The sequence below is a fragment of the Pseudomonas sp. KUIN-1 genome (genome assembly GCF_009176725.1).
Classification (GTDB): Bacteria; Pseudomonadota; Gammaproteobacteria; order Pseudomonadales; family Pseudomonadaceae; genus Aquipseudomonas; species Aquipseudomonas fragariae.
Genome location: NZ_AP020337.1, coordinates 3,930,935 through 3,956,302, shown reverse-complemented (window position 1 = coordinate 3,956,302; position 25,368 = coordinate 3,930,935). Strand labels below are relative to the sequence as shown.

General features: G+C 58.5%; 19 protein-coding genes. 3 read left to right on the top strand and 16 right to left on the bottom strand.

Annotation, left to right across the window (positions count from 1 at the left end; translation table 11 throughout):
• Position 1: 1 nt before the first annotated feature.
• The 7 genes from ccoG to ccoN form a co-directional block, all read right to left on the bottom strand.
• A complete protein-coding gene (gene ccoG, locus KUIN1_RS17570; protein WP_011268426.1) occupies positions 2–1,414 on the bottom strand; it encodes a cytochrome c oxidase accessory protein CcoG in 1,413 nt (470 codons plus the stop codon).
• 64 nt (positions 1,415–1,478) lie between these two features.
• Complete coding sequence (locus tag KUIN1_RS17565) at positions 1,479–1,931, bottom strand: type II toxin-antitoxin system VapC family toxin (RefSeq protein WP_024640091.1); 453 nt, start codon at positions 1,929–1,931, stop codon at positions 1,479–1,481.
• Entirely contained in the window at positions 1,931–2,182 is a 252-nt protein-coding gene (locus KUIN1_RS17560) for a type II toxin-antitoxin system prevent-host-death family antitoxin (RefSeq protein WP_003370228.1), read from the bottom strand. The genes KUIN1_RS17565 and KUIN1_RS17560 overlap by 1 nt, the downstream gene beginning before the upstream one ends.
• 125 nt (positions 2,183–2,307) lie before the next feature.
• On the bottom strand, positions 2,308–3,285 hold the full coding sequence (ccoP, locus tag KUIN1_RS17555) for a cytochrome-c oxidase, cbb3-type subunit III (RefSeq protein WP_103714155.1): 978 nt from the start codon (positions 3,283–3,285) through the stop codon (positions 2,308–2,310).
• Positions 3,282–3,473 (bottom strand): CcoQ/FixQ family Cbb3-type cytochrome c oxidase assembly chaperone, encoded by a 192-nt coding sequence (locus tag KUIN1_RS17550; protein WP_004408120.1) that lies wholly within the window; start codon positions 3,471–3,473, stop codon positions 3,282–3,284. Before KUIN1_RS17550 ends, ccoP begins: the two co-directional genes overlap by 4 nt.
• 5 nt (positions 3,474–3,478) lie before the next feature.
• Complete coding sequence (gene ccoO, locus KUIN1_RS17545) at positions 3,479–4,087, bottom strand: cytochrome-c oxidase, cbb3-type subunit II (protein WP_024642995.1); 609 nt, start codon at positions 4,085–4,087, stop codon at positions 3,479–3,481.
• On the bottom strand, positions 4,087–5,529 hold the full coding sequence (gene ccoN / locus KUIN1_RS17540; RefSeq protein ID WP_011268422.1) for a cytochrome-c oxidase, cbb3-type subunit I: 1,443 nt from the start codon (positions 5,527–5,529) through the stop codon (positions 4,087–4,089). Before ccoN ends, ccoO begins: the two co-directional genes overlap by 1 nt.
• Before the next feature lie 669 nt (positions 5,530–6,198).
• Between ccoN and KUIN1_RS17530 the strand changes: the two genes are divergently transcribed.
• Entirely contained in the window at positions 6,199–6,888 is a 690-nt protein-coding gene (locus KUIN1_RS17530; RefSeq protein ID WP_024640087.1) for an alpha/beta family hydrolase, read from the top strand.
• 1 nt (position 6,889) lies between these two features.
• Here the strand turns inward: KUIN1_RS17530 and KUIN1_RS17525 are convergent, their stop codons facing one another.
• From KUIN1_RS17525 to KUIN1_RS17515, 3 genes are all read right to left on the bottom strand, one after another.
• Positions 6,890–7,348, bottom strand: coding sequence for a hypothetical protein (locus KUIN1_RS17525; RefSeq protein WP_004408129.1), 459 nt, complete (start codon positions 7,346–7,348; stop codon positions 6,890–6,892).
• Positions 7,349–7,441: 93 nt separating this feature from the next.
• On the bottom strand, positions 7,442–10,075 hold the full coding sequence (locus tag KUIN1_RS17520; RefSeq protein ID WP_152092140.1) for a hypothetical protein: 2,634 nt from the start codon (positions 10,073–10,075) through the stop codon (positions 7,442–7,444).
• Between the two features lie 50 nt (positions 10,076–10,125).
• On the bottom strand, positions 10,126–11,955 hold the full coding sequence (locus tag KUIN1_RS17515) for a hypothetical protein (RefSeq protein ID WP_011268419.1): 1,830 nt from the start codon (positions 11,953–11,955) through the stop codon (positions 10,126–10,128).
• 603 nt (positions 11,956–12,558) lie between these two features.
• On the opposite strand from KUIN1_RS17515, the gene KUIN1_RS17510 reads away from it, so the two are divergent.
• Positions 12,559–14,502 (top strand): autotransporter outer membrane beta-barrel domain-containing protein, encoded by a 1,944-nt coding sequence (locus KUIN1_RS17510; protein ID WP_024652079.1) that lies wholly within the window; start codon positions 12,559–12,561, stop codon positions 14,500–14,502.
• 64 nt (positions 14,503–14,566) lie between these two features.
• On the opposite strand, the gene KUIN1_RS17505 is transcribed toward KUIN1_RS17510, so the two are convergent.
• From KUIN1_RS17505 to acnA, 4 genes are all read right to left on the bottom strand, one after another.
• Entirely contained in the window at positions 14,567–15,091 is a 525-nt protein-coding gene (locus tag KUIN1_RS17505) for a hypothetical protein (protein WP_024640083.1), read from the bottom strand.
• A gap of 749 nt (positions 15,092–15,840) precedes the next feature.
• Positions 15,841–17,406 (bottom strand): methyl-accepting chemotaxis protein, encoded by a 1,566-nt coding sequence (locus tag KUIN1_RS17500; RefSeq protein ID WP_011268416.1) that lies wholly within the window; start codon positions 17,404–17,406, stop codon positions 15,841–15,843.
• 91 nt (positions 17,407–17,497) lie between these two features.
• On the bottom strand, positions 17,498–18,295 hold the full coding sequence (locus tag KUIN1_RS17495; RefSeq protein ID WP_103714160.1) for a CPBP family intramembrane glutamic endopeptidase: 798 nt from the start codon (positions 18,293–18,295) through the stop codon (positions 17,498–17,500).
• A 124-nt stretch (positions 18,296–18,419) separates the two neighbouring features.
• The gene (gene acnA, locus KUIN1_RS17490) at positions 18,420–21,164 is read right to left on the bottom strand and encodes an aconitate hydratase AcnA (RefSeq protein ID WP_024640081.1); all 2,745 of its coding nucleotides are present in this window, start codon (positions 21,162–21,164) and stop codon (positions 18,420–18,422) included.
• 192 nt (positions 21,165–21,356) lie between these two features.
• On the opposite strand from acnA, the gene rlmM reads away from it, so the two are divergent.
• Positions 21,357–22,430, top strand: coding sequence for a 23S rRNA (cytidine(2498)-2'-O)-methyltransferase RlmM (rlmM, locus tag KUIN1_RS17485; RefSeq protein WP_054092377.1), 1,074 nt, complete (start codon positions 21,357–21,359; stop codon positions 22,428–22,430).
• A gap of 419 nt (positions 22,431–22,849) precedes the next feature.
• Here the strand turns inward: rlmM and KUIN1_RS17475 are convergent, their stop codons facing one another.
• Both KUIN1_RS17475 and KUIN1_RS17470 read right to left on the bottom strand, forming a co-directional pair.
• Positions 22,850–24,310 carry an aldehyde dehydrogenase family protein gene (locus KUIN1_RS17475; RefSeq protein WP_024659642.1) on the bottom strand — a complete coding sequence of 487 codons (1,461 nt, stop codon included), beginning with the start codon at positions 24,308–24,310 and terminating at the stop codon, positions 22,850–22,852.
• A 184-nt stretch (positions 24,311–24,494) separates the two neighbouring features.
• Positions 24,495–25,352 carry a GNAT family N-acetyltransferase gene (locus KUIN1_RS17470; RefSeq protein ID WP_011268411.1) on the bottom strand — a complete coding sequence of 286 codons (858 nt, stop codon included), beginning with the start codon at positions 25,350–25,352 and terminating at the stop codon, positions 24,495–24,497.
• Positions 25,353–25,368: the final 16 nt, after the last annotated feature.

Here is a 25,368-nt window from a genome sequence, read left to right as displayed (position 1 = left end):
CTTAACGAATAGGTGGGCCAAGGAAGCGGCTTTGGGTCTCGACCTGTGCATCGCTGTCGATATCCTTGAGGGTAAAGGTGACCTCGTTGCTGTGCGACGGCAGTTTTTCCGGCGCACTGGACAGCTCCACCGGCAGGCTGACGATTTCACCCGCCGGTACGCTGATTTTCCGACGGCCCTGCAGTTTCAGGTCGGGCAGGCCGCTGGCCTGCAACACATAGGCGTGGTCAACCTGATCCTTGTTCATCACTTTCAGGCTGTAGACGTTCTCGATCCGGCCTTCGGCGTTTTCCCGGAACAGCATGCGGTCCTTGCTGACCTCCAGACCCACCAGCGTGCGCATGCAGAACGCCGCGGTCAACAGCGCAATCATCAGCAGCAGGACCAGCGCATAACCGATCAGACGCGGGCGCAGGGTGCGGGTGCGTTGCCCGGACAGGTTGTGTTCGGTGGTGTAGCGAATCAGGCCGCGAGGGTAATCCATCTTGTCCATGACCGTATCGCAGGCATCGACGCACGCCGCGCAGCTGATGCACTCCACCTGCAGGCCGTCACGAATGTCGATGCCGGTCGGGCAGACCTGCACGCACATCGTGCAGTCGATGCAGTCACCCAGCCCCAGTGCCTGAGGATCGGCCTCCTTCTTGCGCGGACCTCGGGCTTCGCCACGATTCTGGTCGTAGGAGATGATCAGCGTGTCCTTGTCGAACATCACGCTCTGGAACCGCGCATAGGGACACATGTAAATGCATACCTGCTCGCGCAGCCAGCCGGCATTAAGGTAAGTGGCCAAGGTAAAGAAACCGACCCAGAAATAGGCCCAGCCATCCGCCTGGCCCGTGAACAGATCCACGCACAGCGCGCGGATGGGTGAGAAATACCCCACGAAGGTCATACCGGTGGCAAACCCGATCAGCAGCCACAGGCTGTGTTTGGCGAACTTGCGCAGCAGTTTGCCGGCACTCATCGAGGCGTGGTCGAGCCTGATGCGCTGGTTGCGGTCGCCTTCAGTCACTTTCTCGCACCACATGAAGATCCAGGTCCAGACACTCTGCGGGCAGGTATAGCCACACCAGACCCGCCCGGCATAGACGGTGATGAAGAACAGCCCGAACGCTGCAACGATCAGAATGCCGGACAAGAGGATGAAATCCTGCGGCCAGAACGTTGCACCGAAGATGTAGAACTTGCGTTCCGGCAGGTTCCACCAGACCGCCTGATGCCCGCTGCGATTCAGCCAGACCGTGCCGAAAAAGATGAGCAGCAACAGGGCGCCGCCGAGCATCCGCACGTTTCGAAACAGGCCTTTGAACGCGCGGGTCTGGATCTTCTCGCGCGAAGCATAGAGGTCGGTGAATTCGCCGCCTGTTTCGGATGCCGGGGTGATGTCGTGTACTGGAATCTGCTTGGTCATCGATGAGTCCAGTGGCGGTAGCCTGACCCCGGCCGATACAGGTCAGGCAGGTTCACATCCGCGTTCAACGTGCTGCACGTGAATAAACGGCCGCTTCTTCATTCAACTGGCTGACCCAGGGATTGAGCAGCGCGACCCCGCACGACTGAAAGTCCATTGTGTTGCGTGTGACCACGGTCATGCCATGTACCAGCGCAGTGGCGGCGATCAGCGCATCGCATTCGCTGCGCGGGTCGGGAACGTGCAATTGCGCGCAGCGCCTTGCGACCTGGGTGTCGACTGTCAGGATACGCCCGGCGAATGCCTTCAATACATGCTGGTCGAGCCACATTCGCAATACTGCGCCTTGTGTCGGGTCGCGGCGTTCGATGCGCAGGATACCTGTTTCGAGTTCAAGAATCGTGATGGACGAGATGAACAGGCTGGAGGCCATTTGTGTTCGCGACCAGCGCAGCACATTGGCGTCTGCAGTGCGCTTTCTGAGCTCTGAAACCACGTTGGTGTCGAGCAGGAACATCAGGACAGATCAACCTGTCGGGGCGTGATCACGGCGCGCTGAGGCTCGAACTCGATATCGATGTCAGTGGGCATTATCAGCATGTCGGCGATGCTTGCGGCACTGCCGGTCAGCTTCAGGTAATCCTCGATGCAAAGCAGCACATGGGCCGGGCGGCCGCGGTCGGTAATGAACACCGGGCCTTCATTAGCCGCCTTCTTGGCCCCGCTGGTGTCCTGATTGAATTCACGGCTGGAGAGGGTAGTGGGCATGTGCGCGACTTCCGGAATGAGTAGACAGCGTATTGTGGTCGTGAGCGAGTCTAGTCATGTAGAGATGTAACTACAAAGAATTTGTTGTTTCAGACTGCAACAACCATGGACTGAGCGGAGCCCTGTCATCTGGATTCAGCAGGCTGCTCCTGGCGGGACAGGCTGTAAACATAGGCAGCCAGAATGTGAACCCGGTCATTGCCTTGCAGTGCTTGCTGAGCAGGCATCTGGCCCTGGCGGCCATCACGTATGGTCTGCTGCAACTGAGCGTAGCTGGAACCGTAAATAAACGCATTGGGGTGGGTCAGATCCGGTGCGCCGAGAATCGGCATTCCCTTGCCCTCTGGACCATGACAGGCCACGCACAGGCTGGCGAAGGTCTTCTGTCCGGCCACCGGGTCAGCCTTGGCATCCTCCGGTAGTGCGCGCGCGTCCAGCTGCGTCAGCACGTAGGCCGCCACATCGCGAACACCCTGTTCGCCGAGCACGCCGCCCAGGGCCGGCATCACGCCCATACGGCCTGCAAGAATGGAGGTCTTGATCGACTGGGCATCGCCGCCCCAGCGCCAGTCGGCATCGGTCAGGTTGGGAAAGCCATAGGCGCCTTTCGCGTCAGAGCCGTGGCAGACCGAGCAGTTGGACGCGAACAGACGTGCACCGATTTTCAACGCCTGGGGGTCTTTGGCCACTTCCTCGACGGGCATGGCCGCGTACCTGGCAAACAGCGGCCCGTAACGGGCCTCGGCGTTTGCGACTTCCCGCTCCCATTCATGGACACTGGTCCAGCCTTGCTGGCCGTCGGAGAATTGCGTCTTGCTGTCCTGGTCCCGGTATTCATAACCGGGCAGCAACCCCTGCCAGTTGCCCAGCCCCGGGTACAGGAGCAGATAGCCCAGTGCAAAGACGATGGTCGCCAGGAACAGATAGAACCACCATCTGGGCAGCGGGTTGTCGTATTCCTCGATACCGTCGAACGTATGGCCGACGGTTTCATCTGTCGGTTCGTCGGGCTGACCTTTGCGTGTGGACAGCAGCAGCCAGAGCATGGCGATGATGGTGCCCAGGGTCAGGACCGCGATGTACAGGCTCCAGAACGTACTCATGACCGGCCTTCCCGTTCAGCCCTGGCAGTTTCGACCTTGCCGATGGCCTCGGGGTCATCCGCGAAAGGCAGCAGGGTCGCGTCGTCGAAGTCTGCCTTGCGGGCAGGGCTGAACACCCACAGCATCAGGCCGATGAACGCCACCATCACGACCAGTGTACCCAGGCCTCGAATCATTCCGATGTCCATCATGATCACCGTTTGCTCTTGATGAGCGTGCCAAGGCCTTGCAGATAGGCCACCAGCGCGTCCATTTCGGTCTTGCCCTGCACCGCAGCCGCTGCACCGGCGATATCCGCGTCGGTGTACGGGGTGCCAAGGGTGCGCAGCACCTGCAGCTTTTTCGCAGTCTGCGTGCTGTCGATGGTCTTCTCGGCCAGAAACGGGTAGGCCGGCATGATCGAGGTCGGAACCAGGTCGCGCGGGTTGTTCAGGTGTACCCGGTGCCACTCGTCCGAGTAGCGACCGCCGATCCTTGCCAGGTCCGGCCCGGTGCGTTTGGAGCCCCACAGGAAGGGGTGGTCCCAGACGCTTTCGCCTGCCACCGAGTAATGCCCGTAGCGCTCGGTTTCGGCGCGCAACGGGCGGATCATCTGCGAGTGGCAACCGACGCAGCCGTTGGCGATGAACACATCACGGCCTTCCACCTCAAGCGCGCTGCGCGGCTTCATGCCCTCGACAGGCTGGTTGGTGACGTCCTGAAAGAACAGCGGGACGATCTGCGTCAGCCCGCCGATGCTCACGGCAATCACCATGAAGACGGCCAGCAGACCGATGTTTTTTTCCAGCGCATCATGCTTCATCAATGCGCTCCCGCGACGGCGATACGGGTGGCTGATTCGGCTGCCTGCGGGTCCGAGGCACGTATCGTACGCACCACGTTGTAGGCCATCAGCAGCATGCCGCTGGTGAAAATCGCGCCGCCGATGGCCCGCACGATATAGCCCAGGTGGCTGGCCTGCATGGTTTCGATGAAGGAGTAGGTCAGCGTGCCGTCGTCGTTCACTGCGCGCCACATCAGGCCCTGGGTGATGCCATTGACCCACATCGAGGTGATGTACAGCACGGTGCCGACGGTCGCGAGCCAGAAGTGCGTGTTGATCAGGCTGACGCTATACATATGCGGGCGGGCATAGAGTTTCGGAATCATGTGGTAGACCGACCCGATGGTAATCATCGCGACCCAGCCCAGTGCCCCGGCGTGGACATGGCCGATGGTCCAGTCCGTGTAGTGCGAAAGCGAGTTGACGGTCTTGATTGCCATCATCGGACCTTCGAACGTCGACATGCCATAGAACGCCAGCGAGACCACCAGAAAACGCAGTACCGAATCGGTCCGCAACTTATGCCACGCGCCTGACAGCGTCATCATGCCGTTGATCATCCCGCCCCAGCTGGGCACCAGCAGAATGATCGACATCACCATGCCCAGCGACTGCGCCCAGTCTGGCAGGGCGGTGTAGTGCAGATGGTGAGGACCGGCCCAGATATACAGGGTGATCAATGCCCAGAAGTGCACGATGGACAAACGATAGGAGTAGACCGGGCGCTCGGCCTGCTTGGGCACGAAGTAATACATCATGCCGAGAAAACCGGTGGTCAGGAAAAAACCGACGGCATTGTGTCCGTACCACCACTGGATCATGGCGTCGGTGGCGCCGGCATACGCCGAATAGGACTTGAACAGGCTGACCGGCAACGAGATATGGTTGACGATGTGCAGCATGCCGGTCACCACGATGAACGCGCCGTAGAACCAGTTGGCGACATAGATATGCCGGGTCCGGCGTTTGACGATGGTGCCGAAAAACACCGCAGCGTAGGCGGCCCAGACAATGGCCAGCAGAATCGCCACCGGCCATTCGAGCTCGGCATATTCCTTGGTGGTGGTGTAGCCCATCGGCAGCGTGACGATGGCGCCGACGATCACGGCTTGCCAGCCCCAGAAGGTGAAGGCCGCCAGACCATCGGAAATCAGCCGTGTCTGGCAAGTGCGTTGCACCACGTAATAGGAGGTGGCGAACAGCGCGCAGCCGCCGAAAGCGAAGATCACCAGATTGGTGTGCAGCGGGCGCAGGCGCCCGAAGGTGGTCCATTCAAGTTCCAGGTTCAGCCCTGGCCAGACCAGCTGCGAAGCAATGAACACGCCCAGGCTCATGCCGACCACACCCCAGACCACGGTCATGATGGCAAACTGACGCACCACGGTGTAGTTGTAGGTTGTCGGACTGATTGTTGTGCTCATTGCAGACTTCCACGATTCAGAGGGTTACCGCAGACGTAATCGGGCCAGGGCGATGCAGCGCTGGAAATGGCATCGAAGCACACCGAAAAGGCAGGGGCAGGAACAGACAGGCACATCAAAGAGTGTCAAAGGGTTGCGGCAGACGCGTTTCGCGAGTTTAGCTTTGAAACAGGGGTGTGGGAAGTCGTAGCAAGGCGCAGAGGGCAGCGCTATGTGTGAGTGGGTATTCCGCACCCCGTTGCAGGGTGCGGAGTTCACGCAGCGCCGCTGGACTGGAACACAGCGGTGGCGACCTTCGCGTACAGAAGAGTTGATCAGGACTCGCGCAAAGACCGTCACGTCTATTCAGTCGGTAGTGACACCTGTCATTGCCCCGCAAATTGGCCTGAGCAGGCATATGACTCTGGTGACCGACTCAGCGGTGTTGTTGCAGTTGTGCGAGGCCAGTGCCGTCAATGAAACCGCCCGGGGTGTCAGGTTTGGGGCGCTCATCGCCTCGGTACTTTACCTTTTGCACCTTGACAGAGTACTCGGGCAGACCTGAATGGTGGCTGTCCGACGGGACGAGGCATGCCGATGCGCCTCGCGCTCGCGATTCGTGCAGGATTCGCAACCCTGTTCGCCGCTATAGTAGCGGGCCACTCGGCGACTCACCTGAATGAGGCAACCATGAGCAACGGCTTGAAGCCTGTTATCGGTACGAATCAATGGCTGCACCTGATCAGTGACAGAGGCTGGCTATGGACGCCCGCTCGGCCTGCGGATGCGCTGGAAGCGCCGACTTTGCTGCTGGCGCACGGTGCAGGCGCACCGATGGACAGCGACTTCATGAACCGCATGGCGGCTGATCTGGCGGCGCAAGGTATCAGCGTCCTGCGCTTCGAGTTTCCCTATATGGCGCAGCGGCGTCAGGGCGGCAGCAAGCGTCCACCCAATCCACAGGCGCAACTGCTGGAATGCTGGAGAGAAGTGTTCGCCTGCGCGCGTGCTCACATCTCCGGACGTCTGGCGGTCGGCGGCAAATCGATGGGCGGGCGGATGGCCAGCCTGATCGCCGATGAGCTTGAGGTCGATGCGCTGGTGTGTCTGGGGTATCCGTTCTACGCCGTGGGCAAGCCTGAAAAACCACGCGTGGCTCATCTGGCCGAACTGAAGACACCCACGCTGATCGTGCAGGGCGAACGCGACGCGCTGGGTAATCGCGAAGCGGTGGAAGGCTATGCATTGTCGAGTGCCATCCGGCTGCACTGGTTGCCGACTGCCAATCATGACCTCAAACCATTGAAGGTCGCGGGCATCAGCCACGAGCAATGCCTGGCTGACTCCGCGAGAGAGATTGCCGGGTTCCTGCGCACCTGAGTCACCGGCAATACAGGTCGAAAGCGCCGTCGGTCACATCCAGGTTGATTGATGACATATTGAAACTGAATAAGCCTCTTATCCGCAGTGTGCAGGGACTGCCTTCAAGCAGAACCAGCCGGCCGCCCTGGAAATGCGCCGAGTGGTAGACGGTGTTCTTCCGGTGCAGCGTTTCGTTGTAGATCACCTTGATCTGCTCATGATCGATCAGGTCGTGGTCGCCGGGCTCAAGATCGCGATCCAGGAACAAGCCGAGGGTGGCTCGCCTGTTGCCCACCTTGCCGTCGGCGATAACCTGCCATATCCATTGAGCAGGGGCCCGTTCCAGTTCCGATCGCAGGGTCAGTCTGCCTGTCAGAGAGGAGGTCTTGAAGGGTTGCGTGTTGATGCTGGCGGCAAAACGGCCTTCATGGACAGCAGTGTGAACGCAACGCAGGGGTGAGGGAGGCGGACGATGCATGGACTGAACCTGAGAAGCTCCTGAAAACGGCGACAGGGCGTTACACCTTTAGCGCAACGCCCTGCCGGATGATCAACGGGTTTCAGCAATCGATCATCTGATGCCTACGCCAAGGCTGGAGTTGTGGCTCTTCAGTTTGAAGTTGCCGCCAGTGACCATGTTTTTCACGTAATACCAGTTCCATCCGCCGATGCCGGCGCTTGAGACAGTCGACGACCAATAGTTGCCGTTGCCCATCGGCCAGCGATTGCCATACAGGGCGTGGATATCCACCAGCTCGTGAATGGTTGGAATCCTCGCGCCGTTGTTGCCCGCGTTTTTGCTGATCTGAGAAAAGCTGCCGCTGCCCAGGCCGATGCAATGGATGACGCCGGTGACGGTGACCGTGTACTGCTTGCTCGCGCCCAGCGCATCGGTCGCAGTAATGATGGCCGTGCCTTTGCCTCGAACCGAGGTCAGGCCGTTGCTGTCCACTTTCGCGACCAGCGGGTCGCTCGAGGTGTACTGATAGGGGGCCTGTCCGCCACTGGCCTGACGCTGAACGGTGGTGTCGGCCGGGAAGTTCGGCAGCAGGTCCGGCGAGCCCGGAAGCAGATACACCTTGCCAGCCAGCGTGACCGGCGAAGTGTCCAGCACCAGCGCGGGCTGCGCCGCCAGAATCTGCAGGGCCAGCGTGCCGGATACCTGCACCAGACCGTTGACGCGATTGACGACATAGGAAATCGCCACCGTCTGCCCGGCGTTTGCCGTCACCAGCGCCGCAGCAAACACTACCTCCAGCGTCTTGCCCGCGTCTGCGCCGGTCAGGGTCTTTTCCCGGGTGTCATTGCCGTTGGGCCCTTGCCACTGTGCGATCACCTGGTCGCCGGCTTGCAGATTGGCGGTGGCGTCGATCACCACGGTTGCGCCGGATGAAGCGTTGGCCGGGTCGAGCGTGGTGCCGGTGGCTTCTTTTAGGGTGGGGGTGGGGAGGGGCAGTGCCACGCTCTCACGGATAGTAATTGCCAATCTCTGCGATTCAGCAATTCTGTCTCCATGTTGCGCCGTATACCAGACCTGTACCAGCCCGTTTAGATTGGCATCGATGTACCGTTTGGGAATGCGGAATACGGTTTCCCTGTTGACGGTTCCTGTATTGATAACGGTGTATGTGCTGTAGGTGCCCCCTGCATCACCGCCTTCCCAGTGAATGGTGACTTTGTCTCCCTCAGCCATTGCGCGATAAGGCAACACGCGAACAATGGCTTCGAGTGGTATATCGGCCGGGTCGAGAATGCCGTCCGCACTCAGCTTGTCTACGGCAGGAGCTTCCAGCGGACTGCTGTTATCCACGTCCACGAGCAACCGTAGTATGGGCGATTTGAAGAACGCTCTCGCGTAGGTGGTTACGGTGTAGTAAACCTCAAGTGAACCGCCTGCCAATGCACTCACCTTTTCATCCGGGATCAAATACTCGATGCCCTTGCCGATATCATCAGCATTCAGGTTTTTAACCTCCTGATGCATGACCGTCTCACCGTTGGCAGCCTTGCCAATCCATACCAGATTGATGTCGTGGCCGTCCGCCATAAAGTAATAAGGCGGCACCTGAGTGATCACATTGTGACTATCAGGGTTCAGAATTCCATTGGTGACGCCTTGGACATGTGGCAATGACAGTTGCTGCGGTTGACCGAGTACTGCGAGAGTCAGACTCTTTGAACGCAATGCCTCGCCAGTGCCTTTGATCACTGTGTATTTCAAACGTGCCCGGCCCTGTGCGATGGGATGGAACTGTTCATTGGGGATGAGAAACTCCACGAAGCTGCCAGGTATCTGAACCACTTTTGATGCGGTGAAGGACTCCAGCTGAATGCCTTCTGCAGTGTTACGCTCCATCACGAAGTTTATGATGTCACCAGTGGCGATACTGGCATGTGACAGCACGAGCGCTTGAACATCTGCGCCGGCCAGCTTATCGAGATCAAGCTCCATGTTGGGCGCCTGTGGGGCGATAGGGGCCTGCAGGCTGGAGTTGCCAGCCTCGACTGCAACATAGGCTGGGAAAGAGAAGCGTGACCAGTTATTGACGATATCCCTGACATCGTACCGGACAACAATATTTTCCGAGTCCCCTGCTTCGATAATAATCTGCTTGTCGATACTCACAGTGACCGGTTTACCAAGCTGGTCTGCTGTCAGAGGAGGGTGTTCGACTCTGATGCCGTGCCAATAGATGAAAATCGAATCCCCTGCAGCCATATTTTCGTAAGCGTCGAGGGTAACGCTTACCCCCTCAGGTGAGGTGATCACGCCAGACGGGTTGACGGTCGGGATGTCGAGCTTTTCATTTTCGTAGGGTGTGGCTGGGTCGGGATCCCGACCACCGGGGATTTCCAGTTTGACGACTATTTTGTTAACAGGCGAATGTTCCTGGATATTGGAGGGGAACGGTGTATAGAGATAGTTGACATCAGTAAGGCCTGACTGGACCCAGCGGGTATCCACATACAATGAAAAAAAGCCATTGGTGTTCGGTGAGTCTGAAGAGTGTGTGTAGGTATCAATAACCTCATTGTGTGTGCCCCAGAACAGGTCGATCCGATCTTTTGGCTTGAGGTTGATAGGGCCGATCAGTATTTCTATCGGCTTGGCGGGGTCTGCTACGTCAACATCGCCAATGCCTTGAGGGTTATAGCTCAAGGGCAGTGGAACAGGCAGTGCAGGTGGAGTCTGTAGTGAGTTCATGGATGTTCTCTTTTTCTTGTTTAAAGATAAATGGCGAAGTTCAGGCGAGGTCAAATTCTGCAGAGTCCACCGACACGCATATCGACGTAGGCGCTGGCGCGTTTCGAGTTACCTTGGCCCATACTGCTTCTTACCTGGAAGCTGATCTCGGCATGCCCGTAACAGTGCTGGTTCAATACAGTGCGGGGCACCAGAATATTAACGCCGTTCTGGACTTCTTCCTGAGTGAGGGCCGGTGACGTGACTGACCATTCGAATTTTTTATCATCGCCCACCAGTTCGTTGTAGGCTTCATAGGTGAAGACAATGACGTGTCCTGGGGCCATATTTAAATAGGGTTGGATAAAAATGGGGGCGCCTTGCGCACTGTTTTCAAAAGTGAGCGTGCCGTTGGCAGACAGCGACATAAATTGCGGCGCTTCTGGTCCGTCCGGGCCACCCGGTAATTCATTTTTTGAACGCACGATCAAGCCCTGCTCTGATGACGTGGAGAGATTGGGATTACCCTCGGTTTTGACGGTGTAATAAACTCTGATGTCGTTACCTGTGCCCACGGCGGTGAACTTACTGTTCAGTGCAGTGAGCAACAGCGTACGGCCGGCGACGACGTCGCTGTTGGTGAGCGTGTAGGGTTGTTCCAATACTTCTTGGCCGCCCCAAAAGACCGTCAAGATCTGATTGGCCTTAAAGAGAGGGTTCCAGTTAATCAAGACGGTGGCGTCAAGTTCAAAGTCGTTCTCATCAATAAAGTTGTCTTCGTTGCTGGGCGTGCTGCTGCTACCTTTGATCGTCGGTTTGTCGAGAACGCCGGGCACGGGCAGCTCGATGTTGACAAGCACCTCAAGAGGGTCTGAAGTACCGGTAACCTGTCCATTTCTAATGACGTCATACTTGATATCGCGCAGACCATTCTGAGCCTGTTCAATGATCAGGTACGGAACATCAAAAAACAGAATGAAAGGCTCGTCCAGGTCTTCCACGGCAATAGAAGCAGGCCCTAACTCTTCAGAACCCCAGTGCAGGAGAATCTGATCGCCTTCCATCAAAAAAGACGAGAAAGGAATTTTCACTTCGACGCTGGCCATGGCCTCTGCGTAATCAATCACGCCGTCGTTATTATCGATAACCGGAGCAGGCAGTCCTGGTGTCACGTCGGTCAGAAACAGAGGGATGGTAATCTTCTGAGACTCGGCAGACGTGTTTCCGGCCCGGTCTGTCACCGTGTAATAGGTTGCGCCTGCAGGGCTGCCGAGAGCAGTAAGAAACTCTTGGGTAAACAGGATTTCGATCGCTTGACTTTCATCTTCCAGGCCGTTCAGTTCAAGCTCTGGACCGGGCACGTTTCCCCAATAGGTTTTGATAACGTCGCCGCGATTCAGTCCCGAATACCCGAAAATGCTACCGGTCAATACACCGCCCATGGACTGAAGCTCTTCAAGTGTCAGACCATCTTTGGCCCCGGCTGGAAAATCCATATAACCCAGTTGATGGGCGCCCGGAGCGGTGCGGTCGACAATAATCGTTTTGATTTGGGACGATTGCTCGGTACCACTGGGATAACCGATCGTCAAGTAGTCAAGTTTGTACGCGCCATCGTCTTTCAGTTCGGTGTCGACGGGGATGGTCAAGCGTAGTAACGTTCCGACCGGTGGAAGAGGTACCAGTTGACCTGCTAAACCAACTTTATCGCCATTCAATTGCAACTGGTAAGAGTCTTGAAGCCTGGCACCTTCCCAGACCGGAAATTCGACGATGATGTCATTGACAAGGTCGGCAGTTTTTATAAGTCCGTCCGCTTCATCGGCGACAGGAACAAACGGTGGTATGAGCGTCAGTTCTTGATTGGGGCTGCGTGTGTAAAAATTGTTTTTTTGACGCATGTCGAAATTCCTCTATTTGATTTTTATTGACGAGCAGGAGTGTCCTGACGCCGTCAGTCGATAACGATAATTCCAAGGGCGCTTGGCCGTCAGAGAGAAGTTCTTGGCTTCACCTGGATTTTTAAGTAATAGACTTTTTGAGCAGCTGTCAATGCTCTTTAGGTAAATATTTTTATTGGGGTAGGCTAGCTGTCCAATCCGGTGAGCTTAATGTTTTGTGGGAAAGGTACTACTAAAATTTCGGAATTGGATTACTTGTTTGTTAGTGGAAATTAATTGTATCCGCTAGCGTTGCAGCCACAATAAAACTCCTATGAATGTTGAGGGTTTCTTATTGTGGCTGAGTGTTTTATTGGGAAGTGTGGGCTTTACAGGGCAGGGCTGGGCGCTATTGCGTGCCTCGCATCGACTCACGTGATGGCTGACTCTCCGCTTAGGGAGATTGTCAGCGACCGGACAGAGTATGTGGATGCGGCCAGCGCATTTCATAATTACTCTGTATACGGTACTGGATACCTTCATTCCGATGGGGCTGCGATCAAACGTATCTCTTCTTATGGCGGAAGGACCGAATTAACGGGCAATACCCTGGTCAAGGATGGAATGTTGTCTGACGGCGACGCTCGAGTTTCAGTTAAAGACTCCACCATCCTCAGCGATAGCACGATAGCGCTCGTGGTGCAGGGCAACTCGAACATGACACTTGAACACAGTGTCGTTGAGGGAAAAGGGGGCGGCATCACCGTTGCCGAGGACGCCTTCGCCCTGATCAGCAATACACAGGTCGGCTCGCTGCAGGGTGAAGTTGGTAGACACACTGGCTGGGGCGTTGGCATTTTTGGCGCTCGCGCTGACATCACTTCCCGAAGCTACATAAAAGGCTTGTCTCACGGGGTATGGTTCACTCATCCACGCCTCACAGTGGGTGATGGAACGCAGTTCAATTACGGTCAACTGAGCATCGACAACTCTACCGTCGAAGGGCTGACAGGAGCCGCCATAAGGGTGGAAGGGCGTGAGGGTATAAGCCACCTTGCGGATATTGAGATCAAGAACAACACCCTCCTGCTGTCCGGCAATGGCATGCTTCTTGAGGTTCTGAACCAGAGCACCGCCAACTTCAACGTCGACAACAGCACCCTCAATGGCAACCTTGTCGCCGATGACACCAGCACCCTGAACATCACGCTGCAAAACGGCGCGCAATTGAACGGCGACATCGTCAATGGCAACCGTCTGGCGATTACCTCGGGCAGTCACTGGCAGATGCAGGGCGACAATGCCGTCAGGTCGCTTTCCCTGCAGGGTGGCAGGGTTTCGTTTGCTGGCGAAGGGTTTCATACCCTTTCGCTGAATGAGTTGTCAGGCGCTGGCACGTTCGGCTTGCGCGTGGATCTGGACAACGGCGTCGGAGACCTCATCGACGTCAACGGCCAGGCCAGTGGGCAGTTCGGCTTGCGCGTGCGCAATACGGGGGTGGAGGTTGTGTCTGCCGACATGGCACCGCTCAAGGTGGTGCATACCGAAGGTGGCGACGCGCAATTCAGCCTGCTGGGCGGGCGGGTTGACCTGGGGGCCTATTCGTATTTGCTGGAGCAGCAGGGCAATGACTGGTTCATCGTCGGTAAAGACAAGGTCATAAGCCCTTCGACCCAGAGCGCGCTTGCCCTTTACAGCGCGGCACCTGCGATCTGGATGAGTGAGCTCTCTACCTTGCGTTCGCGCATGGGTGAGGTTCGTGCAAGCGGCAGGGCGGGCGGCTGGATGCGTGCCTATGGCAACAGGCTGAATGCCACGACCAGTGACGGTGTCGACTACCGGCAGAAACAAAGTGGCCTGTCGCTGGGTGCCGATGCGCCCGTCGAGGTCAGCAATGGTCAGCTGGTGGTGGGTGTGCTGGGAGGGTACAGCACCTCCGATATCGATTTGAGCCGTGGCACCACGGGTAAAGTCGACAGCTACTATGCAGGCGCCTATGCCACCTGGCTGTCGGACGATGGCTACTACGTTGACGGCGTGCTCAAACTCAACCGCTTTCGCAACAAGGCAGATGTTGCCATGAGCGATGCAAGCAAGGCCAAGGGTGACTACACCAACAACGGGATAGGGGGCTGGGTCGAGTTCGGCCGCCACATCAAACTGGCGGACGATTACTTTCTCGAACCGTTCGCTCAGTTGTCCAGTGTCGTCGTTCAGGGGCAGGAGCTGCGCCTGGACAACGGCATGAAAGCGAAGAACGACCAGACCCAATCGGTATTGGGCAAGGTGGGCACCTCGCTGGGCCGCAGTGTTGCGCTCAAGGATGGCGGAGTATTGCAGCCTTATGTACGTGTCGCCATTGCACAGGAGTTTTCGCGCCGCAACGAGGTGAAAGCCAACGATGTGAAATTCGATAACAGCCTGTTCGGTTCGCGCGGCGAACTGGGAGCCGGGGTATCGGTGTCGCTGTCCGAGCGTCTGAAACTGCACGCGGACTTCGATTACATGAAAGGTCAGCATATCGAGCAACCCTGGGGAGCGAATGTGGGGCTGCGCCTGGCATTCTGATTCTTGAGGCCAGTGACTGAGCAACACCAGAGCCCCCAGTGAGTGATCACCGGGGGCTTTTCAGTTATTGATCGGTAAACCTGCGTTTGCGTTGTCTCTGTCGAGAGGTGACAGGCACCGCGTAGTTGACGTTTACCCGCAGCACTGGCGATGTGCCGATCCGTCGATGATCACGATAAAGCTCGTAATACAGGTCAACCAGACCGTACTGAACATAGGGCGTGAAAGTGTAGGAAATACACAGCACACGTATCACGCTGTTTTCGCCCACCCGATGGAAAAGCGTGGTCGATGACAGGTTTTTTCCCCAATAAAAACGGATTTCGTCACCCCAGCACATTTTGACTGACCCTGGGATATGAATGGTAATGCCCGCATGTGCCTGTTCGTGACTGATGGAATCAGGATCGATGTCAGGCAGCACAGGTGCTTTCAGCGTGTCGGAAATATCGGATGGAAGATGGAGGGGGCTCGCGTGTCGGTAGAGGCTCTGGTGGGGTGGGGCTTCTTGAACAGTGCTCGCGCTGTCGGGATTGTTTTGTTCTTTTTGGGTGCGCGCCGCTACATCCGTGGATTGTTCTTTATCCATCGTAAACTCTTTTATTGACATTAAGTTGAGTTGTTATGTGCGTGCCGGCAGTTGTCGGCAACGGAAATATTACAAGGCACATAAGTGTTCAGGTCAAGCGTCTGCGGATGTCAAAGCCAAGCCAGGGTTGTGTGAGGTTGTGCAGTTACATTTGGTATCATGTTCGTAGTGAATTATCGCTCGTTAGTGCCGGAGATGCTGTAAATAAAGGGTGTGGCTTGATGTGGGTGTTTTTCCAGGGGTTTTTATGCGTGAAATACCTGTAGGACATTAACTACAGATAAGTCTTACAAAAGGTAAAAAAGTACGTTTTGGCTGAATTCCCACTCCTGCGTAGGAATATTCACTCAACTTTATCATTAGGGTCTCGCACGTGTTAGCGTGCGAAACCGTCAAGGTTGTGGGCAGAAATGTAGGCGGCTGTGCTTAAAACTGTAGTGACAGTGCCGTGGTGTCCAGACCGAGCAAGAATACTTTACTGAAAACGATCTGCATGTCGGCGTAAGAGGTAATAGATAACTACCGCATCACCTGAATTTCAACTAATCGGAGTATGCGTTCGCTGTCAATGGTCAAAACTATTGCGTTGCTGTCATTGAAGATGTTAAGGAAATATCCTACACGGTCTTCAGATGGCTTCTTAAGTTCTGTCAGATTTGAAGAGAGCGCTAACAGGGCACACTGTTAACACTCATAAAAAAGCCCCGACCAACCGAAGTTCGTCGAGGTTTGGTAAACAGCTTCAGGCCTTAGCGATTAAACCGCTCTACCAGCGAATACTGTGAGTTGGCCGTGTCGGTCAGTTCGCCACTCAATACGGCAGAGCGACGCGCTTCGTCAGAGGTCTGGTCTGCCAGGCTGGCGATGGTGGCGATGTTGCGATTGATTTCCTCGGCCACGGCGCTTTGCTCTTCCGTGGCGGTGGCGATTTGCGTGGTCATGTCGGTGATATTGGCGACAGCCTCGCTGATGCCCACCAGCGCCTGATCTGCCTCCAGTACCCGGGCAACGCCTTCTTCGGCCTGACGGCGACCGGTGTCCATGGTGTGTACCGCGTCGGTTGCGGTCTGCTGCAGTTTGGCGATCAGGCCATGAATCTGCCCGGTGGACTCGGCGGTGCGTTGTGCCAGCTGGCGTACTTCATCTGCCACGACGGCAAAGCCGCGACCCATCTCACCGGCGCGCGCCGCTTCGATCGCGGCGTTGAGGGCCAGCAGGTTGGTCTGGTCGGCAATGCCTTTGATCACATCGACCACGCCACCGATTTCATCGCTGTCCTTGGCCAGGCGGGTCACGGTCAGGCCGGTTTCGCCCACCGAGGTGGACAGGCGCTGAATGGCTTCGCGGGTTTCACCGGCGATATCGCGCCCGCGACGCGTCAGTTCGTTGGCCTGCTGGGTGGCATCAGCGGCACGGTTAACGTGGCTGGCGACTTCCTGAGTGGTGGCGGCCATCTGGTTGATGGCGGCGGCAACCTGCTCGGTCTCCACACGCTGACGTTCCAGCCCGATCGAACTGGCATTGGCCAGCGAGTTGGACTGGCGGGCCTGACTGTTCAGGTGTTCGGCCGTGTCCTGCAAACGCGTCAGGCAGGTTTTCATGCGCGCTTCCTGGCTGAGGATCGACATTTCCAGGCGCGCTTGCGGCCCACGGCTGTCGGTGTACATCTGCGCGATCAACGGGTCGGAAGTGGTTTGTTCGGCCAGGCGCAACAAGCGTTTGGTGCCACGCTGCTGCCAGGAAAGCCCCAGCAGGCCCAGCGGTACCGACAATGCCGCAGCCAGGGCAAACCCCCAATGTGAATTGAGCCACACCCCGATCAGAAAGCTCAGCTGGCTGACCAGAATGAACGGCAACCAGTCCTGAAGTACCGGCAGCCACTTGTCGCGGCCTGGTACCGCGCTCTTGCCCTTGTTGAGCCGGGTATAAAGCGCCTCGGCACGGCGGACCTGTTCGGCGGTCGGCTTGATGCGTACCGACTCGAAACCCACCACCTGGCGGTTTTCCAGCACCGGCGTCACGTAGGCATTGACCCAATAATGATCGCCGTTCTTGCAGCGGTTCTTGACGATGCCCATCCACGGCTGCCCGGACTTGAGCGTGGTCCACATGTGCTCGAATACCGCAGGCGGTACATCCGGATGACGCACGGTGTTGTGCGCCGCACCCAGCAATTCAGCCTCGCTGTAACCACTGATGTCGACGAAGGCATCATTGCAATAGGTGATGGTGCCTCGGGTGTCGGTGGTGGAAATCAGTCGTTGTTCGGCAGGAAATGTCCGCTCATGTTGAGTGATGGGTTGGTTGTTGCGCATGGGATTTCGATCCTTCGATCCGGAAGACTATGGCGTGGTTATCGGCGGGCACGTCGATAAATTGAGCGGCGTGCGACAAGTGACTGGAGAGTCAGCCCTGTCGGGCCAGCATGGGGTAGGTGAACAGCCCGAAATGCACGAGGTTCAGGCCCAGGTGGCTGATGACGGCGGCCTGCAGCCCGCCGAAACGAAATGCGAGGCCGTACCCCACGCCAGCCATGCCCGCCAATGCCACCCACTGCGGGCCGGCACCTGCGTGCGCAAGTCCGAACAGGCCGGCAGCGAGGGCGATCGATAATGCCGTCGCATACCTTGAGCCCTTGAACAGGCGCAGCAGGCCGCCTTGCAGGTAAGCGCGGAAAAACAGCTCTTCGGTCAGGGTCACCAGCAACAGGTTGTTGAGCAGCCATATCAGGCCCTGGGCAGGCCATTTAGGTGTCCAGCCGACGACGTTTAGCATGACCGCGGCAGTCATGCAGAACGCCGACGTCACAATCAGCGCCAGAACCCCGGTTTGCAGTGAATGGGCAACGTCGACTTTCGGCAGAATCCATGGGCAGGCCACTATCAGCCAGAAGCCGATCAGCGGCTTGTCCAGATTCAGGTCCATGGAAAACATCGCGGCATCGGCACTGAATCGCGTTGCTTCGATGACGTTGGCGTTATTGAAGCCGGGCGCCAGGTGAAAGGCCAGCGCCAGACCGGTCACGATAAATAATCCGTGGCCACACAGGCGGATGGAGAAATAAGAGGATCGCGCCACGCACAACCAGGCAATGAACAATGCGCCAAAGCTTAGCGCCGCCGAAGGTTCAAGGTTGCCGTGAAACAACGCCAGCGCGTAGCCGCTGCTCAGCAGGCAGAAAGTCAGCCAGTGCCTTGTGGTCATGAGTAAGTCCTGCCTTGAGAGCGGGGAATTCTATCCGGCGTTCAGCAGGGCAGGGGCGAGATTATAGAAATTTTCATGCTGGGGCCTGACCCTGAAGCAGGGTGCAGGCCCCATTCAGCGGGTATCAGGACGCGATCAGCTGGCGCAGCACGTAATGCAGAATGCCGCCCGACTTGAAGTACTCCACTTCGTTAAGCGTATCGATGCGGCACAGCACGTCGACGGTTTCCCTGCTGCCGTCTTCGCGTTCGATATGCAGGGTCAGGCTCATGCCCGGCTGCACGTCTGCGTTGGTCAGCCCGGTGATCTTCAGCGTCTCCTTGCCGGTCAGGCCGAGGGTCTTGCGCGTCTGGCCGTTCTTGAACTGCAAGGGCAGCACACCCATGCCCACCAGGTTCGAGCGGTGAATGCGCTCGAAGCTTTCGGCGATGACCGCCTTGACGCCCAGCAGGTTGGTACCTTTGGCAGCCCAGTCACGGCTGGAACCCGTGCCGTATTCCAGACCGGCAATGATCACCAGTGGCGTCCCTTCTGTCTGATAACGCATGGCCGCGTCATAGATCGCCAGCTTCTCGCCGGAGGGCACATGCACCGTGTTGCCACCTTCTTCGCCGCCGAGCATTTCGTTACGGATGCGGATATTGGCAAAGGTCCCGCGCATCATCACTTCATGGTTGCCACGGCGCGAGCCGTACGAGTTGAAGTCCTGATACTTGACGCCTTTCTCCTGAAGGTAGCGCCCGGCAGGGCTGTCGGCCTTGATATTACCGGCAGGGGAGATGTGGTCGGTAGTCACCGAGTCGCCCAGCAGGGCCAGGATGCGCGCGTTTTCCACGTCTTCGATAACCGGCAGCGGACCGTCGATGCCGTCGAAGAATGGCGGGTGCTGAATGTAGGTGGAATCGTCCTGCCAGACGTAGGTGGCAGCTTGCGGCACCTCGATGGCTTGCCATTGTTCGTCGCCGGCAAACACTTCGGCGTATTCCTTGTGGAACATGCCGGTGTTGACGCTGGCCACGGCGTCGGCGATTTCCTGCTGACTCGGCCAGATATCACGCAGGTAAACCGGCTTGCCGTCAGCACCTTCGCCCAGCGGTTCGCTGCTGATGTCGATGCGCACCGAGCCTGCCAGTGCATAGGCAACTACCAGGGGGGGCGATGCCAGCCAGTTGGTCTTGACCAGCGGATGGACGCGGCCCTCGAAGTTACGGTTGCCCGACAGCACGGACGCAACGGTCAGGTCGGACTGCTGAATGGCTTTCTCGATAGGCTCCAGCAGCGGACCGGAGTTACCGATGCAGGTGGTGCAGCCGTAACCGACCAGATCGAAGCCCAGGGCGTCGAGGTATTGGGTCAGACCTGCTGCGTTGTAATAATCGGTCACCACCTTGGAACCGGGAGCCAGCGAGCTTTTCACCCACGGCTTGCGCTTCAGGCCTTTCTCGACGGCTTTTTTCGCGACCAGCCCGGCTGCCATCATGACGCTGGGGTTGGAGGTGTTGGTGCAGGACGTGATCGCCGCGATCACCACGGCGCCGTCTTTCAGATGATAGGTCTGGCCGTTGTATTCATATTGGCTTTCGCCACTGACCTGGGCCTCGTTGCCAACCGCGACACCGCCGCCGCCTTCACTCTCCAGGCGACCTTCATCGACCTTGGCAGGCTTGACCTGCAGACCGAGAAAATCGCTGAAGGCCTTGGACACATTTGGCAGTGCTACACGATCCTGAGGGCGCTTGGGGCCAGCAAGGCTGGCTTCGACCGTACTCATGTCCAGTTCCAGGCTGTCGGTGAACACCGGTTCCTGGCCTGCCAGGCGCCACAGCCCCTGAGCCTTGCAATACGCTTCGACCAGCTTGACGGTTTCGTCGGGGCGACCTGACAGACGCAGGTAGTCCAGCGTTACATCATCGACCGGGAAGAAACCACAGGTCGCGCCATACTCGGGCGCCATGTTGGCAATGGTCGCGCGGTCGGCCAATGGCAAGTCAGCCAGGCCGTCGCCGTAGAACTCGACAAACTTGCCGACCACCCCTTTCTTGCGCAGCATCTGGGTGACGGTGAGCACCAGATCGGTGGCGGTGATGCCTTCCTTCAGTTTGCCGGTCAGCCGGAAACCGATGACTTCCGGGATCAGCATCGACACCGGCTGGCCGAGCATCGCCGCTTCGGCTTCGATACCGCCCACGCCCCAGCCCAGCACGCCCAGGCCATTGATCATCGTGGTATGCGAGTCGGTACCGACTAGCGTGTCCGGGAACGCGTAGGTGCGGCCGTCCTCTTCCTTGGTCCATACCGTGCGGCCCAGGTATTCGAGGTTCACCTGATGGCAAATGCCGGTGCCGGGCGGCACCACGCTAAAATTATCGAAAGCACTCTGGCCCCAGCGCAGGAACGCGTAGCGCTCACCGTTGCGCTGCATCTCGATATCGACGTTCTCGCCGAAGGCTTCGGCGTTGCCAAACTTGTCGACCATCACCGAGTGGTCAATCACCAGGTCCACCGGGGAAAGGGGATTGATCCGCTGCGGATCGCCGCCGGCCTTGGCTACGGCTGCGCGCATTGCGGCCAGATCGACCACCGCCGGTACACCGGTGAAGTCCTGCATCAGGACGCGCGCAGGGCGGTATTGGATTTCCCGGTCCGAACGACGCTCGGTCAGCCAGTCGGCGAGGGCCTTGAGGTCGTTGCCGGTTACCGTCTTGTTGTCTTCCCAGCGCAGCAGGTTTTCCAGCAGCACCTTGAGTGACATGGGCAGCTTGTCCAGATCGCCCAGCGATCGGGCGGCTTCCGGCAGGCTGAAGTAGTGGTAGGTCTTGTTATCGATTTCGAGGGTTTTCAGGCTTTTCAGGCTATCGAGGGAGGGCATGAATGTCTCCTTTGAGGAATGTTCTCCGAACATCGGTTCACGGGCTCCATGTGCATCAGGTCGGGAGCGCCGCATCAGGCTTCAAGTTCTGTGGACTGTTCGGCCGCACCAGTGGTTCCTGGATTGGGCTATCATGCGCGGCTTTCAAGTCTGCGGGGTTACGCCCGAGTGCCCACTGCCCAGGAGTAACCCATGAATACACTGTTTATGCACTGCCGACCCGGTTTTGAGGGCGAAGTCTGCTCGGAAATAGCCGATCACGCCGCGCGCCTGGACGTGGCCGGGTATGCCAAGGCCCGTCCCGACACAGCCTGCGCCGAATTCATCTGCACCGAGGCGGATGGCGCCGAACGGTTGATGAGCGGTCAGCGCTTCGACAAGCTGATCTTTCCCCGTCAGTGGGCGCGGGGGCTGTTTCTCGAGTTGCCGGAAACCGATCGCATCAGCGTGATTCTCGCGCAGTTGGCGGCGTTCCCGATTTGCGGCAGTCTGTGGCTGGAGGTCGTGGATACCAACGACGGCAAGGAGCTGTCGAATTTCTGCAAGAAGTTCGAGGCGCCGCTGCGCAAGGCCCTGACTCAGGCAGGCAAACTGGTGGATGACCCGCGCAAGCCGCGTCTGCTGCTGACCTTCAAGAGTGGTCGCGAGGTGTTTCTCGGTCTGGCCGATGCGGACAACTCCGCCATGTGGCCGATGGGCATCCCGCGCCTCAAGTTTCCCCGCGAAGCGCCAAGCCGTTCGACCCTGAAGCTTGAAGAGGCCTGGCACCACTTCATTCCCAGAGACCAGTGGGACGAGCGCCTTTCCGGCGACATGACCGGCGTGGACCTGGGTGCCGCGCCGGGCGGCTGGACGTATCAACTGGTGCGCCGCGGCATGCTGGTGACCGCCATCGATAACGGGCCTATGGCGGAAAGCCTGATGGACACCGGGCTGGTGCAGCATCTGATGGCGGACGGCTTTACCTACAAGCCTCGACAGCCTGTGGACTGGATGGTCTGCGACATCGTCGAAAAGCCTGCGCGCAACGCGGCGCTGCTGGAAACCTGGCTGGGCGAAGGCCTGTGCCGCGAAGCGGTGGTCAACCTCAAGTTGCCTATGAAACAGCGCTACGCTGAAGTGCGCCGACTGCTCGACCGTATCGAAGAGGGCTTTCAGGCGCGAGGGGTGCGGGTGTCCATCGGCTGCAAACAGCTCTACCACGACCGCGAAGAAGTCACCTGCCACCTGCGCAGGCTGGACGTGGCCAAAGCGGCGAGAAAGTGATTCCTTACTCTCGTTTCGCACGCTCCAGTGACTATCGTGCCAATGCTCCGTGCAGGCATGGAGTTCTTGGTGCTCCGCGTCACAAATCGTCGATGCGAAACAATGTTATGCCTTACACGCAGTCGCGGCTACCGCAGTGCTTTTCAACCGCGATGGCACTGACGACGCAGAGTGCGACGTTAGTGACAGGGCGAAGGAACCCGACGAAGTCGGGCCGGAAACAGAAGCGAAGGACTTTGCTCACTTTGGTCCCTCAAAGTGAGTCGCCGAGGGGCGAAAAGGTGACCTGAGTCGAACCTCAATCCACCTGATATCGCAGAACCGCTGTGTGACGCGGAGCGTCACGAAAGGCATTACCACGCGGAGCGTGGGAACGATAGTCACAATCGGCAAGAATCAGTGCGTAGCACAAACGCCACTCAGGCAAACCCTACAATAGCCTTGGTCTCCAGATACTCTTCGAACCCCTGCACACCGTACTCGCGACCGTTGCCCGAGCGCTTGTAGCCGCCAAACGGGGCCATCGGATTCCAGGCTGGGTAGTTCAGGTGCACCTGCCCGGCACGAATGCGCGAAGCCACTGCGCGCGCCTGCTCGAGGTCCTGCCCCTGTACATGCGCGCCCAGGCCATAGACCGTATCGTTGGCAATTGCGATGGCCTCCTCGACCGTGTCGTAGGCAATCAGACACAGCACCGGGCCGAAAATTTCTTCCCGGGCAATACGCATCGACGAGTCCACTTCGGAAAACACCGTAGGCCGGGTATAGAAGCCTCGCTCATGGCCCTGTACTCGTCCCGGCCCGCCGCAGATCAGCTTCGCGCCTTCACTCAGCCCGGCATCGATCATCGCCTGGACACGCTGAAACTGCGCCTCGTTGGCGATCGGACCGAGTACCGTTTCCTCCAGTTGCGGATCACCCACAACAATTGCTGCGGCCGTTTCGGCAGCCAGCGCTTCGACTTCTGCCAGTCGGTTCCTGGGCACGATCATTCGCGTCGGTGCGCTGCACGACTGACCCACATTGCGGAACGCGGCCATCACGCCGGGCGGCACGGCTTTGGCGAAGTCGGCGTCGGGCAGGAGGATATTCGGCGATTTGCCGCCCAGTTCCTGAGTCACTCGTTTAACCGTCGGCGCGGCGGCCTGCGCCACCAATGCGCCTGCCCGGTTGGAGCCGGTGATCGAGATCATGTCGATATCAGGGTGGGCCGCCATCGCACCACCGACCTCGGGGCCGCTGCCATTGACCAGATTGAATACCCCCGGCGGCAGACCCGCGTCATGCACCAGTTGTGCGAACAGCAGGGCGCTCAAGGGCGACAGTTCGCTGGGCTTGAGCACCACGGTGCAGCCGGCCGCGATGGCCGGGGCGACCTTGGCGGTGATTTGATACAGCGGCCAGTTCCACGGCGTGATCAGCCCGCACACACCGATGGGCTCGCGTTCGATCGCCGTGCTGCCTTCGACGGTGTGGAAGCGGTAAGTCGCCAGCAGGTCACGTGCGACACGCACGTGTTCTGCGGCCAGCGGCACCTGCATGGCCCGCGCCGAACTGATGGATGCGCCCATCTCCAGCGAGATCGCCTGCGCCAGTTGTTCCTTGCGCTCGAGAATCAGCTCGTGGATCCGGCCGATGACCTGGGCGCGGGCGTGTGGCGAGGAGCCGGACCAGCCGGCAAAGGCTGCCCGCGCTGCCGCAACTGCACGGTCGACATCGGCGGCCGAGCCACTGGCGACATGCGCCACCACTTCTTCGGTCGCTGGGTTGATCACCGCGATACTGACCGGGTCGAGCGGGGCGGACCAACGACCATCGATATACAGTTTCAGCGCGGTGTCCGGATCAACGTGATGGCTGTTCAAGGACTGTGAGGTCATCCAGCGGGCTCCCTGGAGCGATAATGGTCAAGGCCGGGCCGTTTGCTGTCGGGCCGTTCGATACCCATAAGCTAACAAAGCAGTCTGGATAAAAAGCGCCGATCTGCCGGGTTGCAAAGAATAATCTGCTGTATGCAACCCGCTAACATGGCGGACCTGTTTCGGCCGTTTATCCGCGCTGTTTTCAGCCGATCGCCTGAGTCACCAGCGCGAATTGCTGCACATCCGGGTTCGCGGCAGGCGGCGTCCCGAGCACCATGCGCGGTGCCCTGTCGACACAAGGCAGACTCAGGCTTTCAAGCCACGCCGCCAGCCCGCAGTCGGCCAGAATGTCGAAGCGCACGAACAGGCCGGGTATCTGTTGCAGCAGGTGTTCAATCAATCGCTGTGCCTGATTTACATCACCGGCAACCACCGGGCCGATGATATGACCGCGGCCGAAGCGACGCAGCAGGGCGATGCCTTGCAACTGGCCTGCGTGTTCAATGCCGACCGCCTGTTCTGCATCGTGCAACAGATCAGTCAACACAGCAGTGCGATCCAGGCCGCTGCCCGCGTTGGCCAGGCGGATCAATTCTGCGTGGTCGGTCGCGCCCAGCGTACGTATCGGCACGTCGTCTTTCGCTGGCGCCAGCCCTGACAGGTCGGCAACGCCCTGATGCTGCTGGATGCGTGCGAAGTCAACGAAACCCAGGCTCTGGTAAAGCGGCGCGCCCAGTTCTGTGGCGTTGAGGATCGGCGTGCGCGGTGCTGTTGCGTCGAGACACAGCCTCATCAAGTGGCGACCGATGCCTTTGCCCTGATGATCATCGCGGACGATCACCAGCCCGATCGAGGACCAGTCACCCTGATGGCAGGTAAACGCCACGCCAACCAGCTGGCCATCGTGCTCGGCGACAAAACCCTCGGAAGTACGTTGCACCATTGCCCAGTCCTGTTCGCGGTGTGGCCACTTGAGGCTCACTGAAAGGGCATGGGCTGCCGGGATATCCGCCGCAGTCACCGGGCGATACTGGTAGTGAGCGTCTGGGGTTGCAGGCATGGCGCCTCCGTTGCGA

Excerpts from the sequence above, each read along its gene's own strand:
- ccoP (WP_103714155.1), bottom strand. The coding sequence starts at position 3,285 with ATGAGTACGTTCTGGAGCCTGTACATCGCGGTCCTGACCCTGGGCACC.
- KUIN1_RS17510 (WP_024652079.1), top strand. The coding sequence starts at position 12,559 with ATGTTGTCTGACGGCGACGCTCGAGTTTCAGTTAAAGACTCCACCATC.
- KUIN1_RS17565 (WP_024640091.1), bottom strand. The coding sequence starts at position 1,931 with ATGTTCCTGCTCGACACCAACGTGGTTTCAGAGCTCAGAAAGCGCACT.
- ccoO (WP_024642995.1), bottom strand. The coding sequence starts at position 4,087 with ATGAAGCATGATGCGCTGGAAAAAAACATCGGTCTGCTGGCCGTCTTC.
- KUIN1_RS17515 (WP_011268419.1), bottom strand. The coding sequence starts at position 11,955 with ATGCGTCAAAAAAACAATTTTTACACACGCAGCCCCAATCAAGAACTG.
- KUIN1_RS17550 (WP_004408120.1), bottom strand. The coding sequence starts at position 3,473 with ATGGACATCGGAATGATTCGAGGCCTGGGTACACTGGTCGTGATGGTG.
- ccoG (WP_011268426.1), bottom strand. The coding sequence starts at position 1,414 with ATGACCAAGCAGATTCCAGTACACGACATCACCCCGGCATCCGAAACA.
- KUIN1_RS17475 (WP_024659642.1), bottom strand. The coding sequence starts at position 24,310 with ATGACCTCACAGTCCTTGAACAGCCATCACGTTGATCCGGACACCGCG.
- KUIN1_RS17505 (WP_024640083.1), bottom strand. The coding sequence starts at position 15,091 with ATGGATAAAGAACAATCCACGGATGTAGCGGCGCGCACCCAAAAAGAA.
- KUIN1_RS17560 (WP_003370228.1), bottom strand. The coding sequence starts at position 2,182 with ATGCCCACTACCCTCTCCAGCCGTGAATTCAATCAGGACACCAGCGGG.
- KUIN1_RS17500 (WP_011268416.1), bottom strand. The coding sequence starts at position 17,406 with ATGCGCAACAACCAACCCATCACTCAACATGAGCGGACATTTCCTGCC.
- acnA (WP_024640081.1), bottom strand. The coding sequence starts at position 21,164 with ATGCCCTCCCTCGATAGCCTGAAAAGCCTGAAAACCCTCGAAATCGAT.
- KUIN1_RS17530 (WP_024640087.1), top strand. The coding sequence starts at position 6,199 with ATGAGCAACGGCTTGAAGCCTGTTATCGGTACGAATCAATGGCTGCAC.
- KUIN1_RS17495 (WP_103714160.1), bottom strand. The coding sequence starts at position 18,295 with ATGACCACAAGGCACTGGCTGACTTTCTGCCTGCTGAGCAGCGGCTAC.
- KUIN1_RS17470 (WP_011268411.1), bottom strand. The coding sequence starts at position 25,352 with ATGCCTGCAACCCCAGACGCTCACTACCAGTATCGCCCGGTGACTGCG.
- rlmM (WP_054092377.1), top strand. The coding sequence starts at position 21,357 with ATGAATACACTGTTTATGCACTGCCGACCCGGTTTTGAGGGCGAAGTC.
- ccoN (WP_011268422.1), bottom strand. The coding sequence starts at position 5,529 with ATGAGCACAACAATCAGTCCGACAACCTACAACTACACCGTGGTGCGT.
- KUIN1_RS17520 (WP_152092140.1), bottom strand. The coding sequence starts at position 10,075 with ATGAACTCACTACAGACTCCACCTGCACTGCCTGTTCCACTGCCCTTG.
- KUIN1_RS17525 (WP_004408129.1), bottom strand. The coding sequence starts at position 7,348 with ATGCATCGTCCGCCTCCCTCACCCCTGCGTTGCGTTCACACTGCTGTC.